This is a genomic window from Paenibacillus hemerocallicola, from assembly GCF_006265175.1.
In the GTDB taxonomy this organism is placed as follows: domain Bacteria; phylum Bacillota; class Bacilli; order Paenibacillales; family NBRC-103111; genus Paenibacillus_AB; species Paenibacillus_AB hemerocallicola.
This window is the reverse complement of the sequence record NZ_VDCQ01000009.1, coordinates 164,098-183,401: the sequence shown is the minus strand read 5'-3', so window position 1 is coordinate 183,401 and position 19,304 is coordinate 164,098. Positions and strand designations below refer to the sequence as shown.

General features: G+C 57.7%; 15 protein-coding genes. 14 read left to right on the top strand and 1 reads right to left on the bottom strand.

The window, feature by feature from the left end:
* Nucleotides 1–544 precede the first annotated feature (544 nt).
* The 11 genes from FE784_RS09245 to FE784_RS09195 all read left to right on the top strand — a co-directional run bounded on the left by FE784_RS09245 (nt 545) and on the right by FE784_RS09195 (nt 16,438).
* Complete coding sequence (locus FE784_RS09245) at nt 545–1,942, top strand: sulfatase family protein (protein ID WP_139601907.1); 1,398 nt, start codon at nt 545–547, stop codon at nt 1,940–1,942.
* A gap of 627 nt (nt 1,943–2,569) precedes the next feature.
* Nucleotides 2,570–4,522 (top strand): ABC transporter substrate-binding protein, encoded by a 1,953-nt coding sequence (locus tag FE784_RS09240; protein ID WP_139601906.1) that lies wholly within the window; start codon nt 2,570–2,572, stop codon nt 4,520–4,522.
* Between the two features lie 42 nt (nt 4,523–4,564).
* Nucleotides 4,565–5,563 (top strand): ABC transporter permease, encoded by a 999-nt coding sequence (locus tag FE784_RS09235; protein ID WP_139601905.1) that lies wholly within the window; start codon nt 4,565–4,567, stop codon nt 5,561–5,563.
* Nucleotides 5,560–6,744: an ABC transporter permease gene (locus FE784_RS09230; RefSeq protein WP_139601904.1), complete on the top strand. Its 1,185-nt coding sequence runs from the start codon at nt 5,560–5,562 to the stop codon at nt 6,742–6,744. The genes FE784_RS09235 and FE784_RS09230 overlap by 4 nt, the downstream gene beginning before the upstream one ends.
* A 16-nt stretch (nt 6,745–6,760) precedes the next feature.
* Nucleotides 6,761–7,783, top strand: a complete 1,023-nt coding sequence (locus FE784_RS09225) for an ABC transporter ATP-binding protein (protein WP_218103760.1) — start codon at nt 6,761–6,763, stop codon at nt 7,781–7,783.
* A 2-nt stretch (nt 7,784–7,785) separates the two neighbouring features.
* Entirely contained in the window at nt 7,786–8,949 is a 1,164-nt protein-coding gene (locus FE784_RS09220) for an ABC transporter ATP-binding protein (RefSeq protein WP_139601902.1), read from the top strand.
* Between the two features lies 1 nt (nt 8,950).
* Nucleotides 8,951–9,352: a hypothetical protein gene (locus FE784_RS09215; protein ID WP_139601901.1), complete on the top strand. Its 402-nt coding sequence runs from the start codon at nt 8,951–8,953 to the stop codon at nt 9,350–9,352.
* A gap of 1,917 nt (nt 9,353–11,269) precedes the next feature.
* Nucleotides 11,270–13,069, top strand: a complete 1,800-nt coding sequence (gene recQ / locus FE784_RS09210; RefSeq protein WP_139601900.1) for a DNA helicase RecQ — start codon at nt 11,270–11,272, stop codon at nt 13,067–13,069.
* 368 nt (nt 13,070–13,437) lie between these two features.
* A complete protein-coding gene (locus FE784_RS09205; RefSeq protein ID WP_139601899.1) occupies nt 13,438–14,319 on the top strand; it encodes a hypothetical protein in 882 nt (293 codons plus the stop codon).
* 298 nt (nt 14,320–14,617) lie between these two features.
* Nucleotides 14,618–15,592: a Gfo/Idh/MocA family protein gene (locus FE784_RS09200; RefSeq protein WP_139601898.1), complete on the top strand. Its 975-nt coding sequence runs from the start codon at nt 14,618–14,620 to the stop codon at nt 15,590–15,592.
* Nucleotides 15,593–15,619: 27 nt separating this feature from the next.
* A complete protein-coding gene (locus tag FE784_RS09195; protein WP_176706076.1) occupies nt 15,620–16,438 on the top strand; it encodes a sugar phosphate isomerase/epimerase family protein in 819 nt (272 codons plus the stop codon).
* Between the two features lie 148 nt (nt 16,439–16,586).
* On the opposite strand, the gene FE784_RS09190 is transcribed toward FE784_RS09195, so the two are convergent.
* Nucleotides 16,587–16,793 carry a hypothetical protein gene (locus FE784_RS09190; RefSeq protein WP_139601896.1) on the bottom strand — a complete coding sequence of 69 codons (207 nt, stop codon included), beginning with the start codon at nt 16,791–16,793 and terminating at the stop codon, nt 16,587–16,589.
* A 356-nt stretch (nt 16,794–17,149) separates the two neighbouring features.
* Between FE784_RS09190 and FE784_RS09185 the strand changes: the two genes are divergently transcribed.
* The 3 genes from FE784_RS09185 (at nt 17,150) to FE784_RS09175 (ending at nt 18,983) form a co-directional block, all read left to right on the top strand.
* Entirely contained in the window at nt 17,150–18,073 is a 924-nt protein-coding gene (locus tag FE784_RS09185; protein ID WP_139601895.1) for an NAD(P)/FAD-dependent oxidoreductase, read from the top strand.
* 20 nt (nt 18,074–18,093) lie between these two features.
* The gene (locus FE784_RS09180) at nt 18,094–18,336 is read left to right on the top strand and encodes a glutaredoxin family protein (RefSeq protein WP_139601894.1); all 243 of its coding nucleotides are present in this window, start codon (nt 18,094–18,096) and stop codon (nt 18,334–18,336) included.
* A gap of 89 nt (nt 18,337–18,425) precedes the next feature.
* Nucleotides 18,426–18,983 carry a peroxiredoxin gene (locus FE784_RS09175; protein WP_139601893.1) on the top strand — a complete coding sequence of 186 codons (558 nt, stop codon included), beginning with the start codon at nt 18,426–18,428 and terminating at the stop codon, nt 18,981–18,983.
* The last annotated feature ends 321 nt before the right edge of the window (nt 18,984–19,304 follow it).

The window sequence follows — 19,304 nt, the reverse complement described above, 5'->3', positions numbered from 1 at the left end:
AAAGGGAAAAGGCGGAAGATAAAGCACGTTTCAGCACTATTTCTCGGAAGCGAACGTATGTTGGCGCAAATAGTGCTTGTTTGAGCTTTATTACTGGGCTTCCCCGGCCTGGCGCGGAGGTTGCAGCCGCAGGAACGGCCACGGAAAGCAGGACTTACAGCAAAGCTCCCGGTACGATCGGGGCTATATGCACACTCTCCGCTAACGGCGATCGACGACAATTTTTTTTCAAAAGAAAACCGTTGACGTCCTGTCGATACGGTGCTACTATAAGTAACATTAATCCATAGAATTCCAATTGGAATTAAAGTAATTGTCGACCGAACGAACCGGAGACACTGATCTTTCCGCAAGCTTTGCGGAATAACGGTGTCTTTTTCGTTTTGGAGGACATGGCGCGTTCTTGGTGGAGAATCTCGTCCATGCCGGGGAGCTTGCCCTACAAACCATTTTTTAGACGGACTATACCGGACGAACCGGATGGCACGTTTTTCGCCGTTCTACTGGCATCCTGCTTTCACAGACGCACAGGAGGAGATTTCCGATGGGTACGAAACCGAACGTATTGTTTATTTTATCCGATCAGCATCGGTACGACTGCGTCGGCTACAGCCGGGATTATCCGGTGAAGACGCCGAATCTGGACCGGCTGGCCGCGGAAGGGGCGGCCTTTGCCAACGCTTTCACGCCGATCCCGCTCTGCTGCCCGGCCAGACAAAGCCTGTTGCACGGCAAACGGCCGGAAAGCTTCGAGTCGTTCTGGAACGCCGATCTCGTGCCGAACCGGGAGCTTGCGCCTACCGAGTATACATGGCCGAGGCAGCTGCAGGAGAACGGTTACCGGAACGGCTACGTGGGGAAATGGCACGTCAACCGCGACCATTCGCCGCTCGACTACGGGTTCGACGATTATGTCGGAGATCAAGAATACCGGGAGTATCGGACAGCGAAATACCCGGATGCGAAATTCACCAACGGCTTTTTCGGCGAGATCGATCCGGTAGAGCTGGAGGATACGCGTACGCATTGGTTGGCCGACAAGGCCGTTCGTCTCATCGAGTCGTATGCGGCTTCCGGGCAGCCTTGGCATTTAAGGCTCGATTTTCCCGAACCGCATCTTCCGTGCCAGCCCCACGCTTCTTTTCTGGCCCAATACGAGTCGGAACAAATTCCCGTCTGGAGAAGCTTTTCCGACAGCTTCGAGGGCAAGCCTTACATCCAGAAGCAGCAGCTGCTGAATTGGGGGCTGGAGCACTACGGGTGGTCCGATTGGGAGCCGATCGTCCGCAGGTATTATGCGATCATTACGCAGATGGACGCGGCGATCGGCATCGTGCTGGAGAAGCTGAAGCGGCTCGGGCTGGAGCGGGACACGATCGTCGTCTACTCCGCCGATCACGGCGACATGTGCGGCGGGCACCGGATGATCGACAAGCACTACATCTTGTACGACGACGTGGTCAAAGTGCCGCTGATCGTCAAATACCCGGAACGTGTTCCCGCCGGCGCGCTCATCGACAAGTTCGTTTACAACCTGCTTGACCTGCCGCCTACTTTATTGGATTACGCGGAGCTTGCTCCGCAGCCCTTTTTCCACGGCAGATCGCTTGCGCCGCTCTTGCAGGGCGATCGGCCGGACGATTGGCGAACGGAAGTGGTCTCGACCTACAACGGCCAGCAGTTCGGGCTTTACAACCAGCGCATGATTCGGAATGAACGTTGGAAATACGTTTGGAACTTGACCGACGTCGACGAGCTGTACGATTTGCAGGCCGACCCGGACGAACTGCACAACGTCATCGGCGACGACGGGCACGGGGATGTGCTGGCGGAGCTTAGAAGCAAGCTGTACGAGGAGCTGAAGGGCCATCAGGATCCGTTCCTGAAATTCGATTGGATGAAGCGCCAATTGACCGAAGGCCGCAAGCTGGCCGTTCGCTAAAAAGCAAAGAGCCATACGTGCGGCGCCGAAGTGTCATCGCCGAAGCCGCAAATGCGGAAATCCGGCGAACCAATCAAACTGCTTGTAAACGTGCAGTTATATGGAGGAGAAGACGCCGTTCTTCGACTTTAGCTGTAAAAAGGTCCGGTTGTTGAAAAAGTCAAAAAGAGAGATTTGCACTACAAAAAGGTGGGGGAAATGTGCGGAAAGCGAAGCGGTTGACTTTGAAATCGTGTTGTGACCACCGCTAAAATCTTAAAAACAGACACGATGTTAACGGATGTGGAGCGCATCCCCCACCTCTTGTCTCCGGCGCTTCCTCTCTTTGCAGACTTTTTCATCAGCCTCAAAAGGTCCAGCTATTTTCGATCGTTTTTACCGATTTAGCGGTTTTGCGGCGATTTACCTGCATGATTTCCATTTATTTCGACAAATATCGCTTTTTCTCTGAAATTAACTTCATGTTTTATAGCTAATAGAGTGGAGCGGTTGGGCGAGCATTAGTTTCCGCGGCTGCCGTTCATCGGCATGGGCCGCTTTGCGATAACTGTTTGCCGGGTTTTCGAAGCAAGGCCAAGGAGCCGCCCGAGAGCGGGACTACGGCTCCCATTCAGGAGGGGAAGTTTCATGAAAAAGACATTATCCGTCATCATGCTGGCAACGCTCGTATCCGCCGCGGCGCTGACCGCGTGCGAATCCGGGGGAGCGGGCAAAGAAGCGTCGACGACGCCTCCATCCGCCGCGGCCAATACGCAAGACAGCGGGACGAAACCCGTGAGCGCCGCCACGGCGACTACAGCCGTACCGACCGACTTCAAGCAATCGCCGTATTTCGACGGGAAAAGCCTGCCTCCGGTCAAGGAGCGGCTGCCGAAGGAGCCGAAGCTGACCAACGAGCTGCCGAAGGACTATTTGAACTACGAGATCGGCACGTACGGCGGAACGCTGCGCACCGTAAGGCAGGACCCGGTCAACGACTCCGACCTGTTCATCATCAACAACGAGCCGCTCGTGAACAGTCCCGGCGTGCTCGGCGAAGAGGTCACGCCGAACCTCGTGAAAAGCTACAAAGTAAGCGACGACCAGAAGGAATTTACGCTTACGCTGCGCGAAGGGCTGAAATGGTCGGACGGCCAGCCGGTCACGATCCAGGACGTCAAGTTCGCGGTCGAGGACGTGCTGCTGAACAAGGAGCTGACGCCTACGCTGCCGCTGTGGCTGAAATCGGCGTCGGACGCGAACGGCCAGCCGTTTGCGTTCCAGGCGATAGACGACTACACGTTCAAAATCGGCTTCGATCAGCCTTACGGCGGCTTCCTGATCCAATTGGCGGTGCAAGGGTGGAGAGGGTACAACGAACTGCTCAAGCCGAAGCATTTTCTGCAGCAGTACCATGTCAAGTACACGCCGCTCGACAAGCTGGAGCCGGCCATCAAGGAAGCGGGCTTCGCGTCCGGGGAATGGGTGAAGCTGTTCACGGCCAAGGACGTGCTGAACAACGAGATTACGTATCCGAAGGCGATCGGGTTTCCGGTGCTCACCCCGTACATCCAAGTGAAGTCGGGCGACAAGATCGAGTTCGAGCGCAACCCGTACTATTTCAAAGTCGACGCCGCCGGCAATCAGCTGCCTTACATCGATAAGCTGCAGAGCACGCTTGTGCAGAACGCGGAAATGGTCAATCTGAAAATATTGGCCGGGGAGGTGGATCACTCCTACGAGTACGTCTCCATCCCGAAAGTTCCGCTGCTCAAGGAGAACGAAGCGAAAGGCGGCTACAAGGTGTATATCAACAACCTTCACCGGACGGCCAACGACATTCATCTGAACTTGACGTACGACGATCCGGCTTGGCGGCAGGTCGTGCGCGACGTACGATTCCGTAAAGCGCTCAATCTGGCGCTCGACAAAAAGGAAATCGCCGATACCGTCTTTTACGGCTTCGCCAAGCCGTCGACGATCGAGGAAACGACCCGGAACCTTCAGGAAGCGAATAAACTGCTGGACGACATCGGGTTGAAAAAAGGAGCCGACGGCTTCCGCGCCGGACCGGACGGCAAACGGTTCACGATCCCGTTCGAGGTATCGTCCGCCTTCGCCGATTTCGGCACGCTGGGGCAGCTCGTCGTCGAGCAGTGGAAGCAGATCGGACTGGACGTCACCCTGAAGCAAATCGACAGCACGCTGTGGACGAACCGCAACAAAGCGAACGAGCTGAAGGCGACGATCATGTTCACTCCGGGACCGGTGCAATGGTCGAGGCAGGAATGGGGCCAGAACATTTGGGCGCCGCTGTGGGACCAATGGTGGAATTCCGGCGGCAAGCAGGGAGAGGAGCCGCCCCAGGAGGCGAAGGATTTGTTCCAGACGATCTTCAAGCTGCGCGAGCTGTCGCTTAAGGATGCGCTCGTGAAGCGGGACGACATCCGCAAAAACATCGGCGCCAACTACTGGTACTTCATCCATAGCGAAAATATTGCCGCACCGGTCGCGGTTAACGCGAAGATCGGCAACATTTCCGACAAAGGCTGGGGGATCGGCCAAAACTTCGCGGGAGAGCAGTGGTTTTTCCGCAAATAATGGGGGCTGCTCCCGATTCATCAGTGGAAGGGAGGAACCCGCATGCTGACCTATATAGGCCGCAGGCTGCTGCAGCTCATTCCGTTGCTCGTCGCCATCAGCATGGTCGTGTTTCTGATCATTCAAATGCCCCCGGGCGACTTCCTGACGACATACGTCGATCAGTTGAAGCTGTCCGGCACGGACGTGGCGGAAAGCACGATCATTCATTTGACGGCCCAGTACGGCTTGAACGAGCCGATTTATGTTCAATATTGGATTTGGATCAAAAATATAGTGCTGCACGGCGATATGGGCACCTCGTTCCAGTGGAATTTGCCGGTATCGCAGGTGATCGGGGAGCGGCTCGCGCTGACGATGCTCATCTCCGTCATCTCGCTCGCGATCGTATGGGCGATCGCCATCCCGGTCGGCATTTATTCGGCCACGCATCAATATTCGGTCGGCGATTACGTCTTCTCGTTTCTCGGCTTTATCGGGATGGCCGTGCCGGGCTTTCTGATCGCGCTCATCCTCGTCTATGTCATATTCGATACGACGGGGGTGTCGATTACCGGCCTGTTCTCGCCCGAATACCAGGATGCCCCGTGGAGCGTGGGAAAGGTGCTGAACATGCTGCCCAGACTGGCCATCCCGGTCGTTCTCGTCGGCTTGTCGGGCACGGCCTCGCTGATCCGCGTCATGAGGGGGATGCTGCTGGACGAATTATCGAAGCAGTACGTCATTACCGCCAGAGCGAAAGGCGTGGGGGAGACGAAGCTGCTGTTCAAATATCCGGTGCGGATGGCGATCAACCCGCTCGTCAGCACGATCGGCTGGACGCTGCCGGCGCTCATATCCGGGGAGGCGATCGTGGGCATCGTGCTGAACTTGCCGACGACCGGTCCTGTTCTGCTGAAGGCGCTGATGGTGCAGGACATGTATTTGGCCGGAAGCTTCCTGCTCATCCTGAGCGTGCTCACCGTAATCGGAACGCTGCTGTCCGATATTTTGCTGGCCGCGCTTGATCCGCGAATCCGGTTTGGGGGTGCCGGCTCATGATCGCAGCGATTCGCAGACGTCTCGGGCGCAATGCCCCGGCCGGAGGGGGAGACGCCGGGGCTCCGTCCCCGGTACCGCCCGCGTCCGGCGCGGAGGACGCTTACGAGGCGGCCTCCCAATGGCGGCTCATGTGGTGGAAGTTCCGCAAGCACAAGCTGGCGATGATCGCGGTGCCGGTCCTGCTGCTGCTTTACTTGACGGCGGTATTTTGCGACTTCCTGACGCCGACCGTGCCGACGGCCCGGTTTACCGAGTACAAAAACGCGCCGCCGCAGCAAATCCGCTTCGTCGATCCGGAAACCGGCTTCTCCTTGCGGCCGTTCGTTTACGATCTGAAGCAGGAGATGGACCGCGAGACGTTCCGGCGCACCTTCGCGGATGACACGACGCGCAAGCACCCGATCCGCTTTTTCGCGCAAGGGGAGCCTTACAAGCTGCTCGGACTGGTCCCGACGAACGTGCATCTGTTCGGCCTGGAAGATCCGAACGCGCCCTTGCTGCTGATGGGCAGCGACTCGCTTGGCCGCGATTTGTTCACCCGCATCCTGTACGGGGCGCGCATCTCGCTGTCGTTCGGCCTGCTCGGCATCGCGCTGACGCTTGTGCTGGGGCTTGTGATCGGCGGCATTTCCGGGTATATGGGCGGGGCCGTGGATACGTTCATCCAGCGCGTGATCGATCTGCTCGTCTGCATTCCGACGATTCCGCTGTGGATGGCGCTGGCGGCGGCGCTGCCGAGAAGCTGGACCCCGCTCGAGACGTATTTCGGCATGATTCTCATCTTCTCGGTGATCGATTGGACGGGGCTCGCGCGGGTCGTCCGGGGCAAGGTGCTGTCGCTGCGCGAGGAAGATTTCACGCTGGCGGCGAGGCTCGGCGGGGCAAGCGACATGCGGATCATACGGAAGCATTTGCTGCCCTCGTTTTCCAGCTATATTATCGTGTCCACGACGATGGCGATTCCTTCCACCATATTGGGGGAGACGGCGCTCAGCTTTCTCGGCATCGGCCTGCAGCCTCCGGTCGTCAGTTGGGGCGTATTGCTCCAGGACGCCCAAAACCTGCAGACGCTGGCGCATCAGCCGTGGCTGCTTTGGCCGGCCGCTTTCGTCATCGTAACGGTGCTTATGTTCAATTTTCTCGGCGACGGGCTGCGGGATGCGGCGGATCCGTACAAATAAGGAGGGAGGCGGCCAGATGGAACGCGACGAGGAAGTAGTACTGGAGCTGAACGGGCTGCGGGCGCATTTTCGCATCAAGGAAGGCGTGCTGAAGGCGGTGGACGGGATCGGCTTCGCGATCAAGCGCCGCCGGACGCTCGGCATCGTGGGCGAAAGCGGCTGCGGCAAAAGCGTGACGTCCCAGGCGATACTGCGCCTGCTGCCCTCCTTCGCCACCGTCGGCGGAGAGGTGCTGCTTCGCCGGACGAAGGAGGGGCGCGCCGAGACGGTCGATATCGCCAAGCTCGATCCGAACGGCGAGGAGATGAGGAGCATCCGCGGCGGCGAAATCGCCATCATTTTTCAGGAGCCGATGAAAGCTTTCTCTCCGATCCATACGATCGGGGATCAAATTACGGAAGCCATTTTGCTGCACCGGACGAAGGACCGCAAGGAAGCGAAGCGGATCGCGCTGGAGACGCTGAGAAAGGTCGGGATGTCGAATCCCGAGCAGCGGTTGAACGAATATCCGCACCAGCTGTCCGGCGGGATGCGGCAGAGGGCTATGATCGCCATGGCGGTGGCGGGCAATCCTTCGGTTCTCATCGCCGACGAGCCGACGACGGCGCTCGACGTCACCGTTCAGGCGCAGGTGCTGCGGCTGATCAACGAGCTGAAGGAATCTAACGGCACTTCGGTCATATTCATTACCCACGATTTGGGCGTTATCGCGGAAATGTCCGACGAGGTGGCGGTCATGTATTTGGGCAAGGTCGTCGAGTACACCGATGTGGATACGTTGTTTTACGGAGCGCTTCATCCTTATACGCAAGCGCTGCTTGCTTCGATCCCGTCGATCTCGCGGAAGCACGAGAGGCTGGAGACGATCGAAGGGACCGTGCCTTTCCCGGTCGATTTGCCGGCAGGGTGCGGGTTTTACAACCGCTGCCCGAAAGCGCGTCCCGGCGTTTGCAACGTCGGAGACGTTCCGCTGTATGAAGTGAAGCCGGGTCATCAAGTGCGCTGCGTGCTCGCGGAGCCGGGAAGGGAGGCGAATTGACGATGGCGGAACAAGTAAGGCGGGACGCCGACGCGGAGACGGAGGCTGTAGCTGCAGCGGTCGGCGACGCGAATCATGCGACCGGGGGCGGCGATATCGCCGGGGGGCCGTCCGTTGGCGCTGCGGCCTCCTCCTTCCGTGGGGAAGCCGGAAGCCATGCGGGGGAGACCCTATTGCGTGTAGAAGGACTGACCAAATATTTTCCCGTGCGCAAAGGCTTCTTCGGCCGAACGGTCGGACAAGTGAAGGCGGTCGACGATGTTAGCCTGACGGTTCGCCAGGGCGAGACGTTCGGGCTCGTGGGCGAATCCGGCTGCGGCAAATCGACGCTCGGGCGGTGCATTCTGCGGGCGATCGAGCCGACCGGGGGCACGATCCGTTTCCGGGAGAGGGGCGGGACCGAGGTTGACGTCCGGGCGCTTGACAAGCAAGGGCTCCGGTCGGTTCGACGGGAAATGCAGCTTGTGTTCCAAGACCCGTATTCTTCGCTCAATCCGCGTATGACCGTGGCCGAGATCGTCGGGGAGCCGCTCGTCTGCCATGGGGTCGCGAGAGGAAGCGAGCTGAGGCGCCGCGTAATCTCGCTGATCGAGATGGTCGGCTTGAGCGCCAGACATCTGGAGCGTTACCCGCACGCCTTCAGCGGCGGGCAGCGGCAGCGGATCGGCATCGCCAGGGCGCTGGCCACCGATCCGGGCTTCCTCATCTGCGACGAAGCCGTATCCGCGCTGGACGTGTCCGTGCAGGCGCAAATTTTGAATTTGCTGCGGGAGCTGCAGGAACGGCTCGCGCTGAGCTACTTGTTCATCTCCCACGATCTCGGCGTCATCCGGCATATTTCCGACCGGGTCGGGGTCATGTATGTCGGCAAGCTCGTCGAGACGGCCGGAACGGAGGCGCTGTTTGCACGGCCGCATCATCCTTACACGGAAGCGCTGCTGTCGTCCAAGCCGATTCCGGACCCGCGCCGCAAGGCCGAGCGGATCGTGCTGTCGGGCGAGGTGGCCAATCCGGCCAATCCTCCTTCGGGCTGCTATTTTCATCCCCGCTGCCCGTACGCCCGGGACATCTGCAAAACCGCGGCGCCGCCGATGAAGCAAGTGGCGGACAACCATTACGCCGCCTGCCACTTTGCGGGCGAATTGAACTTGCGGGGGGCTTTATGACATGACGTACGTATGGGGACTCGTCTTACTTGTGTTTGTGCCCGTGATGGCAGGGCTGATGATCGCATTCTCGTGGCTGTCGCATGCGGCGGTCCGCCGCATGATCGGCCGGAAGCATCAGGCGCTGGAGGAAATCCATCTGACGAACCGGATACCCGCGTCCTGGACGGAGAAGTACGACCGGAAGCTGCGCTCGCTTGCGCGTTCCGGGTCCGGATCGGAAGGCGCCGAGGCCGCCAAATGGAGCAGACGGAAAAGGGAGAAGATCGTGTCCGAGCTGGACCGGCTGATCGAATACACGCGCCGGACGAAGCTCGTCGCCGAGGAAGAGGTGCGCGGCGCGCTGCTCGACGATCTGGAGATGCTGCGCAGCGAATGGCGGATGCGGGGACAGGGAGGCTGAGCCGCGGATCGGGGAGCGCTAGGGGATAGTGGCGGTCCCCCAAAGAGCCGGCGACGGCGTAACGCCTCGGAGCGGAGCTGGCGCGGGCTCTGACAGGCAGCCCGGAACGTGGCTGTTACCGATAGCGGCCCATGCAGATTCGTTGAGCGGTTTTGGAATAAGCGTCACAACGCAGGCCCCGCTTTCGTGGGGCTATTTGGCGTGGACGGCAGCGAGAAGCTTCGGACACGACACGATACGGACAATGATGTCCGTCAGCCTGTTGAGCTGTTGAGGAACCTCAAAAGGTATTTTTTATCGATTCAGAAATTTCAAGTTCGCTAAAGCGACACAGCTTAAAAGCGATGCTTCGATAAAGCGGGCTGCGAAATTGTGAACCAGGAAAAGCAACCTCAAAAGCTCGGATGTACTCCATCGAAAAGGCTTCGATCAGAAGCTTGCCTTAGCGTTATAGAATTTATAAATTTTCGGTCCTTGTAAACGAAAAGAGTAAATTGTATACCAAGAAAAACTTCCTCTAAATCGCGGTCGCTCCTCCTTCAAATACGTCGTTAGACGTTTTTCTTATGGTCCGCCCGTCTCCTAGAGACCGGATCCCGGTAATGAGCGCTGGAATTCGAGCGAAGTTTCTGGATAAGCTCTGATGCGGGACTTAATAGAGAACACCGCTCGAAAGGCTGCTCCCTTGCGGCAGCGCGGAACAATTGCTTCCTTTATTTCAAATGAAGGGAACTATAAGTTCCGCTATTGCCGAGGGAAGCACGAAAAACGGTACAAACGGAACAATGAGTTCCTCTATTCGAGCAAAACGGCCTTCAAACGGCCGTGTTTCTGTCGATAAAGGAACTAATCCTTCCTCTGCACCCATTTTATCGGCTTTCCGAAGGAATAGCGGAACTTTTTGTTCCGCTTACTTGGTTAGACCGTCGTCATGCAGCGCCACCGCAGCGGACCGCCCTGAACGGGCAGCCCTAAGTGGAACGTCCTAAACGGACCGCCCTGAGCGGGCAGCCCTAAACGGACCGCCCTAAACGGACCGCCCTAACGGACCGCCCTAAACGGACCGCCCTAAACGGACCGCCCTAAACGGACCGCCCTGAGCGGGCCGTCCTAAACGGACCGCCCTGAGCGGGCCGCCCTAACCGGACCGCCCTGAGCGGACCGCCCTAAACGGACCGTCCTAAACGGACCGCCTGAGCGGACCGCCCTAAACGGACCGCCTAAACGGACCGCCCTGAGCGGACCACCCTGAGCGGACCGCCCTGAGCGGACCGCCCTGAGCGGGCAGCCCTAAACGGACCGCCCTGAGCGGACCGCCCTAAACGGACCGCCCTGAGCGGACCGCCCTAAACGGACCGCCCTAAACGGACCGCCTGAGCGGGCAGCCCTAAGTGGAACGTCCTATACGGTACCCGATCGATCAAGCCGCAATTGTAGCTGTTGAGCGCTCCTGCCCCATCCGGTATGATTTGGCGGAAGAGTACTATCCTTATACATGCCGTTGTCCCCAGGTAAACCGAGCTGTCTGTCGAGCGCGTTGCCGAGGAAGTCGGCAATGCTACAACGCCGCATTTTACCGAATGTTTGAGCGGAGGAACGTACCGGGTTGTTGCCGACAACGTATCACGGCATCCACGGCATCCAAACCGCAGAGACTTTCACGGGAAAGTCGGTTACCGGCTTCCTCCATCGCTGTACTTACTCCCCTTTGTTTCCCGATGGAGGTCGATTCATCGGTCTTCCCTCCCTATTCTTCGAAATTGCCCAAAAAGCGAAGAATAACCGCCGGACAAGGCGCATGCCCGACCCTGAACCCGGCTAAGCCGGAAAAGTCGATGGCTGGCACGGTGTTGGGCACACCGCTGCTGTGGTATAGTGGAATTTGGGATTCCAACAAGAAAGTGGAGGGAAATCAAGGTGCCGGCGCAAGCACAACAAAAAGCAAGAGCGATTCTGAAGACGGTATTCGGTTACGACAGTTTCAGGAAAGGGCAGGAGGAGCTGATCGCAGGCATTATGGACGGCCGCGACGCGATCGGGGTCATGCCCACCGGTGCGGGAAAATCGATCTGTTATCAAGTGCCGGCAGCCGCGATGGACGGCATTACGCTCGTCGTCTCGCCGCTCATCTCGCTGATGAAGGATCAGGTCGATGCGCTCAACCAGGCCGGTATTCCCACGACCTTCATCAACAGCACGCTGACAGCGCAACAGTTGAATACGCGCTTCCGGGAAATAGCGGACGGCAATTTCAAGCTCGTGTACGTGGCGCCCGAGCGGCTGGAATCGGAGAGGTTCACCAGGTTTCTCGGCGAGCTGAACATTCCGTTCGTGGCCGTGGACGAAGCGCACTGCGTCTCGCAATGGGGCCACGATTTCCGTCCGAGCTACATGTCGATCAGCCGCGTGCTGAATTTGATCCGGCCGAGACCGGTTATCGCGGCTTTTACCGCGACGGCTACGGACAAAGTGAAGGAAGATATCGTCCGGCATCTTCGCCTGGACGATCCGGTCCGCGTCACGACAGGCTATGCGCGGGAAAACTTGAGCTTCTCCGTCATGAAGGGCGTCGACAAGAAGGCCTATTTGGCGGATTACGTCCGCAGCCGCCCGGGCGAATGCGGCATCGTATACGCTTCTACCCGCAGAGAGGTGGAGGAATGCTGCAGCTATTTGCTGAAGCTGGGCATCCGGGCGGGGCGCTATCACGCCGGCTTGGCCGAGGAGGAGCGGGCACGCAATCAGGAGCTTTTCCTCTATGACGAGCTGAAGGTCATGGTCGCGACGAACGCGTTCGGCATGGGGATCGATAAATCGAACGTCCGATACGTCATCCATTACAATATTACGAAAAACGTAGAGTCGTACTACCAGGAAGCGGGCCGGGCCGGACGCGACGGCGAGCCGGGGGAATGCATCCTGCTGTATGCGCCGCAGGACGTCATGACGCAGAAATTTCTCATCGAGCAAGGCGAAAGCGACGAGGAGCGGAAAACGATCGAGTACGGCAACCTGCACGGGATGGTCGAATATTGCCATACGACCGAATGCTTGCAGCGGTACATCGTACGCTATTTCGGCGATCCGGAGGGTCAAGCCTGCGGCCGCTGCAGCTGCTGCACCGACGACCGCGAGGTGGCCGACGTGACGCTGGACGCGCAAAAGGTTTTCTCATGCGTAGCCCGCATGAAGCAGCGGTTCGGCATCACGATGACGGCCAAAGTGCTGAGGGGCGCGAACGACGCCAAGGTGCGCCAGTTCGGGTTCGAGCGGCTGTCTACCTACGGAGCGATGAGCAGTCGCAAGGAAAAGGATATCGTCAACCTGATCAACGTGCTCGTAGCGGACGGGTATATGAAGCTTACCGACAGCCAGTACCCGGTGCTGACGCTGACCGCGGAGGCGAAGACGGTGCTGGAAGGCAAGGAGCAAGTGTTCCAGCGGGTTGCTCCGGCCGCCCGCAGCGTAGCCCGGTCCGTCGACGCCGGAGACGAGGCGTTGTTCGAGAAGCTGCGGCAGCTGCGCAAAACGTTCGCGGAACGGGAGCGGGTGCCGCCGTTCACGATATTCCACGACGCCACGCTGAGGGAGCTGTGCGTCATCCTGCCCCGAACCGAAGCCGAGATGCTGTCGGTCAAAGGGATCGGCAAGCATAAGTTCGACAAGTACGGCCGCGCGTTTCTCGATTTGATCGGGGAGCACGCTAACGGAACTTGATTCCGTTATTCCGGGAAATTTGCCCCGTTCCGATAAAATAACGGAACACCGTGCCGTTATGTCGCGGAATATTGCCGGCTTCCGCCGGTATCGATCGGGGTAGCGGAAGTTTGTTCCGCTATTTCCGGAGCTCTATCCGATCGGCTTGATATAACGGAAGCCATTTCCGGTATTGCGTCCGTTTTACCTTGCAGATCCGGTACATGAGTACGGATATGGCGGATCGCAAATATTGCGACGGCAACGAAACCGTGCGTCTGGACGGTCAAAGCGTGCTGTACCGCGACGACGACTTCGTCCGCTTGCTGTCGCGCGCTTTATAGCGCAGCGGCCCATAATCCAACAAGGAAGAAAAGGATGGAATAACTATGGCAAACGACCAGCAGTCCGCAATCAAACCTATTCGATTCCCGTACCGGGCGGGGGAGACGGACATCGTTCTCGGCGCAGACAAGGAAAGGCATGGACTGGCCTCGCTCCGGAGACCGGAGGTCGGCTTCGATCTCGTCCGCGAGCCTTATTTCGCTTTGAACTTATACCGGATCATGTTCGATCGAAGGCTTCAAGGAATCGCCCGATACGAGCCGATTCGCGTCAAGTCCCAATCCGAGCGGGGAATCGTGCTGGAGTGGGAACCGACGGAGGTCAATCCGTGCCGCGTGGAAGCGGTTTACGAAATCGTCGACGAAGAAACGATAGACTTGACGGTTTCCATTGAAGCGGTAAAAGCGATGTCCAAGTATGAAATTACGATATCGTCCTATTTCGATTTCGCGATGGAGCCTTATGCGATCATACCGAAGTGGCCGGCCCGGACCGATTCCGCCGACATGCTGCTGCACAAGGTGGAGGACCATCCTTTGATCAAAGGCCATTACGTATATTTGCCGCGCGACAACGAAGCGGGGCATACCCGGCTGGACGGACGCTGGTTGAACGAGAAGACGGGGCTGCCGATAGCTCCTTTCGTCACCGGGCCTTTTTACGGAAGAGCCGTCGCGATCATGGGCACGGGCGACCTGCATGTCGTCCAGATGGCCGATCCTGCGGAATGCGGGGCAATCGGCGTAACCTACTCCAGCCCGGAGGAGAACGACAGTATCCGCAAACATAATGCGCTCTATTTCACCTTGTTCGGCAGCGACCTTGCTCCCGGAGACAAGAAGACGGCCCGCATGCGTCAAGTTACGCTGGCCGGAGAGGCGACGCTCGAGAAAGCGCTCGATGTCTATGAGAAGTTTATAGGATAAGCCCGCTCGAGGCGAACCGGAAAACGTATGAGCGCAAGTATGCCAAATACGTCAAGCCGTACCCGGCGCTCTCCGGATTGTTCGTATAGCAGCCAATGACCGCCCCGATCGCATTCGTGCCGTCGGGGCGGTCCTCATTACGGCCGATCATTTGGACGACATAAAGACATCCCGCGTTGTTGCTGAGCCGAAAGCGGTTGCTTTATAATATATGAATCAAGCGCTCGCAAGCACGGTCTCCCACTCGCTGCCGGGAGACCTTTTTTGGCGGCGACGAGCGCATAACGGAGGGAATCCAGTGGCATACAAAGTGGCAATCGTAGGGGCCGGCGGCATTGCCGTCTCCCATTTGGAAGCGCTTCGGCGGATGGAACGATTGACGGCGGTCGCTTTGGCCGATATTTCGCGGGAAAGGGCCGATTCCGTGGCTGCCGAATACGGTATTTCGGCTTATACCGACTACAAGGAAATGATCGAGCGGGAGAAGCCGGACATCGCGGTCGTCACGCTGCCGCATTTTCTGCATAAGGAAGCCTCGTTATTCGCAGCCGCCCGCGGCTGCCATGTGATGCTGGAGAAGCCGATGGCGCTGAACGCAGCCGAATGCGACGAAATTATCGAAGCGGTGCGCATCGCCGGAGTCAGGCTGATGGTCGGCCATACGCAGCATTATATCGCCCACAACCGGGCCGCCAAGGCGATCATCGAGGCGGGTACGCTCGGCACGCTGGTCATGATCAACGATGTGCGCCATGTGCCGTACTACCGCGATACGCGTCCGGCCTGGTTTTTCGAGAAGGCGAAGGCGGGCGGAGGCATTTTCATGAATCTGGGCTCCCACTCGGTCGACAAAATCCAATGGCTGACGGGAAGCCGCATCGCGCAAGTGAAAGCGTCGGTCAGTCATTACGGGACAAAAGGAGACATCGAGGGCAGCGGAATCGCCTGGCTGCGCACCGAGAGCGGAATACCCGCGACGATCTCCCAATCCGGGTACACCGTCGTCCCGCGCAACGAAACGGAGCTGATTTTTACCGGCGGGATGCTGAAGCTGGCGACCAGCCAGGGCTTGTGGATCAGCGAGGACGGCAAGTATGTCGAGGTGCCCGTGAGCAAAGAGGCTCCGCCGTTCGTGCTGCAGTACCGCGATCTAATCCGGTACATCGAGGACGGCGTCGAGCCGAGCTCGTCGATGGAATATTCCCGCAGCGTCGTAGCCGTCGTCGAATCGATGTACCGTTCGAGCGAAACCGGCGCGGAACAACGCGTGTAACAGCGCGATCTTAGGAGGATGCTGACGTTGAAATGGAGTCTTTGCTCGACGGGCAACCGGGACAAGCCGGTGGAATATGTATTGGAGCGGGTGCGCGATCTGGGGCTGGACGGCATCGAGCTGTGGACGGGGCATATCGACGAATACGCCGAACGCAACGGATCGATTGACGGATTGATCGAGGGCATACAGGGTGCGGGGATCCGGGTGCCGGCGATCAGTCCGTATGTGTCCTTCTCGAAGAGCGACGAAACGACCGAAGCATGCTTGGCGATCGTGGAGAAAGCGGCGCAATACGCCGTTCGGTTCGGCAGTCCTCTCGTCCGGATTTTTTTCGGCCATTTGCCTTCGCGGGAGACGCCGGACGAGCTGTGGGCGGAAGCGATGGAACGGCTCAAGAAGGCGCTCGCCATTGCCGACCGGTATGGAGTGAACCTCGGGCTGGAGCTGCACAACAACACGTTCGCCGACCAAATCGAGCCGATCCGCCGCATATTTCGGGAAGCGGACCATCCGCGGCTGCGCATGATCTTCGACGGGTTCAACCTGTACTTGGACCGCGTCGACCAACTCGAGGCGCTGGAAGCTTTGTACGCTTATACGGACCATGTGCATATGAAAAGCTATTTCTGGAATCTCGACTCGCCGGAGACGCGCAAGCCGACCTCGGTATTCGACGGCGACGTGGATAACGTCAGCATCTGCCAATCGCTGTACTCGAATGGCTATGAAGGATTCATTTCGTTCGAATATTTCGGTCAGGACGGAGAACAGTGCGTCAAAGCCTCCGTCGCCGAGCTGCGGAACGCCGGATGGATGCCTAATGCTTCGACGGGCATGCAATAACGAAGACGCAGACGAAACTTTGCGTCTCTGGTCGAGTTCCGGTCCGATGACTAGTAAGTGATGCAAGAAGCCTGCACATTCCCTTTGCTCTCGAAGAGACATAAGGGACGTGCAGGCTTATTCGAATTCGGGGCTGCGCCGGCGAACGCTAGCTTGTTACGCGGCCCATCTTCTTGCTCTGGCGCCAGCGCCGCAAATATTCGCGGTTGTATTCGCGGTAATATTCCCAATTATCGACCTTCCACTGTTTGTTGTAGGCGGTGACTTTCTCCAGGTTCGCTTCCCGGTATTTCCGGCTTGCTTCGCGATGCCGATTTTGCCGCTCCTCGTCCGTGTAGATCCGTTTCCTGGGCATAAGGGATTCCTCCTTATCGTTGTGCGTATTGTTGTACTGGAGCACTTGCTATATGATACGTATTGTATCACATAATCAGGCGATTGCCAATGAAAATGTGACGTTTCGTATCTATGCGACCAACATTAAAGAAGGAACGTCTTCTCCGTAAGGAGCAGGATCAATGAAGGATAGCAGTCTTTACGCTTGCGGAACGTGCCGACGTAGTTTTGGAAATAGCGGAGCAAGTCATGCCGGTAATCGAAGGTCTTTCCTCTATTTAGAATAATTATAATTAAGTATTGACTTTCGCCCATTTTAAATTATAATAATTATAAAATAGTAATTAATATTTGATGGAAAAGAGGTGAGGCGGCATGTACGACGTTATTATTATCGGCGGTGGACCCGCAGGCTCTTCCGCCGCCATCTATACGGCAAGAGGACAGTTGAAGACGCTCGTGATCGATAAGGCTCCCTATACCGGCGCCTTGGCGTTAACCCATAAAATCGCTAATTATCCGGGAGTGGAAGGGGAATGGACCGGCAAGGAATTGCTGGAACGTTTCCGCAGCCAGGCGCAATCGTTCGGCGCCGAATACATCCAGACGACGATTACGGCGGTAGACGTGGAGGACGATGTCAAAACCGTATTTACGGCAGACGGCATTTATGAAGCGAAATCGGTCATTTTCGCGACGGGCTCGAAAGGACGCAACCGGATGCTTCCCGGCGAGGAGCGGCTGCTCGGCAAAGGCGTAAGCATATGCGCCACGTGCGACGGAGCTTTTTTCGAGGGACGAACGGTTGCGGTCATCGGCGATTCGGAGGAGGCACTCGAGGAAGCCGCCGCGCTGGCCAAGTTCGCCGAGCGCATCACCTTTATCGTGCCGCGCGAAGGGCTGCAGGGCGTCGACCATGTGCCCGAGCTGCCGAACACGGAGTGGCTGTTCCGTACGAAACCGCTGGAAATCGTCGGGGAGCGCCATGTGGAGGGCGTCAAAGTCCGCACCCGGGAAGGGGAAGAGCAGCTGCTTGACGTAGACGGAGTGTTCGTCTTTCTATCGGGCAGCAAGCCGGGTACCGAGCTGATCAAGGACCAGGTTCCGCTCGACGACGACGGGTTCATGATTCTGGATCCGCTGATGCAATCGCCCGTGCCCGGCGTATTCGGAGCAGGGGAGGTTCGCCGAACTCCGGTCAAGCAGGCTGTCGTTGCCGCCGCGGACGGCGCCATTGCGGCCATGGCCGTCGACAAATATATTAACAAGCGTGCCCAAGTGCTGCCTCAGTATAAGTAATTTCAAAGGAGAGATGAAATATGTCCGAAGCGATCGTCTATTCGAGTACAAACTGCCATTACTGCGCGCAATTGAAGCAATATTTGAAGGACCAGAACATTGCCTACGAGGAGCGCAACATCGATACGAATCCCGAATACGCGCAGCAGCTGGAAGGAATGGGGCTGATGTCCGTTCCCGTAACCGTCATCGGCGGCATGCAAATTCTCGGCTTGAACCCGAGCCGGATCAAAAAGGCGTTGGCCGCAGCGGTCGCGCAGTAACGAATACGTAGAAGCAACGTTGTACGCCAACTTTTTCTAGTTTGCAACCCGACATCGAATCCCATACCCGCCTAGGAGGACTAACGAACATGACAACCGCATTGGATAGCAAATTGGCCCAAATGGGGCTTCCCGCTCCGAGCTTCAACCTGCCTTCGACCAAAAACGTGGAGACGTTGGAGGAAAAAGTAAAGCTCGACGATTACAAAGGCAAATGGCTGATGGTGTTTTTCTGGCCGTACGATTTCACGTTCGTATGCCCGACCGAAATTATTGCCTTCAGCGACCGTTACGACGAATTCCTCGATCTCGATTGCGAAATCGTCGGCGTATCCGTGGACAGCGTCTATACTCACCGCGCTTGGATGAATACGTCGCGGGACAGCAATGGAATCGGGCCGATCCGCTACCCGCTTGCCGGCGACGTGACGAGGGAAACGGCTGCGGCTTACGGCGTACTCGATGCCAAAGAAGGAGTCGCCCATCGCGGGCTGTTCATTATCGATCCGGAAGGCGTGCTGCGCTACCAGGTCGTGACCGATATGAACGTCGGCCGCAGCGTAGACGAGACGCTGCGCGTCCTGCAGGCGCTTCAGGCCGGCGGGCTGTGTCCGGCTAACTGGAAGCCCGGCCAGAAGACGCTATAAAGCGGAATCGATCGGAATGAACTGGAAAGCCTTCAATCCTCTTGCAGGAGATTGAAGGCTTTTTCTATTTCTGCGGAAACGTCGGACTAATCCGACACGAAAGAAAAAAAGGAATCAGGTTCATTAAAAGTTAAGAAAAATAATTATTGGTTCATAAAATTACAAAAGAAAATAGTAGATTTGGGTCAATACGATATGGAATCCGGTCATGGACAATATCAATTTGTCCACGGATCAGGGGAGAGAACATATTCAACCGTACCAATACGAGACCTCGACTACGTCGAACACGTTGTACGTCATCGATTGCGGCCGGGGGAG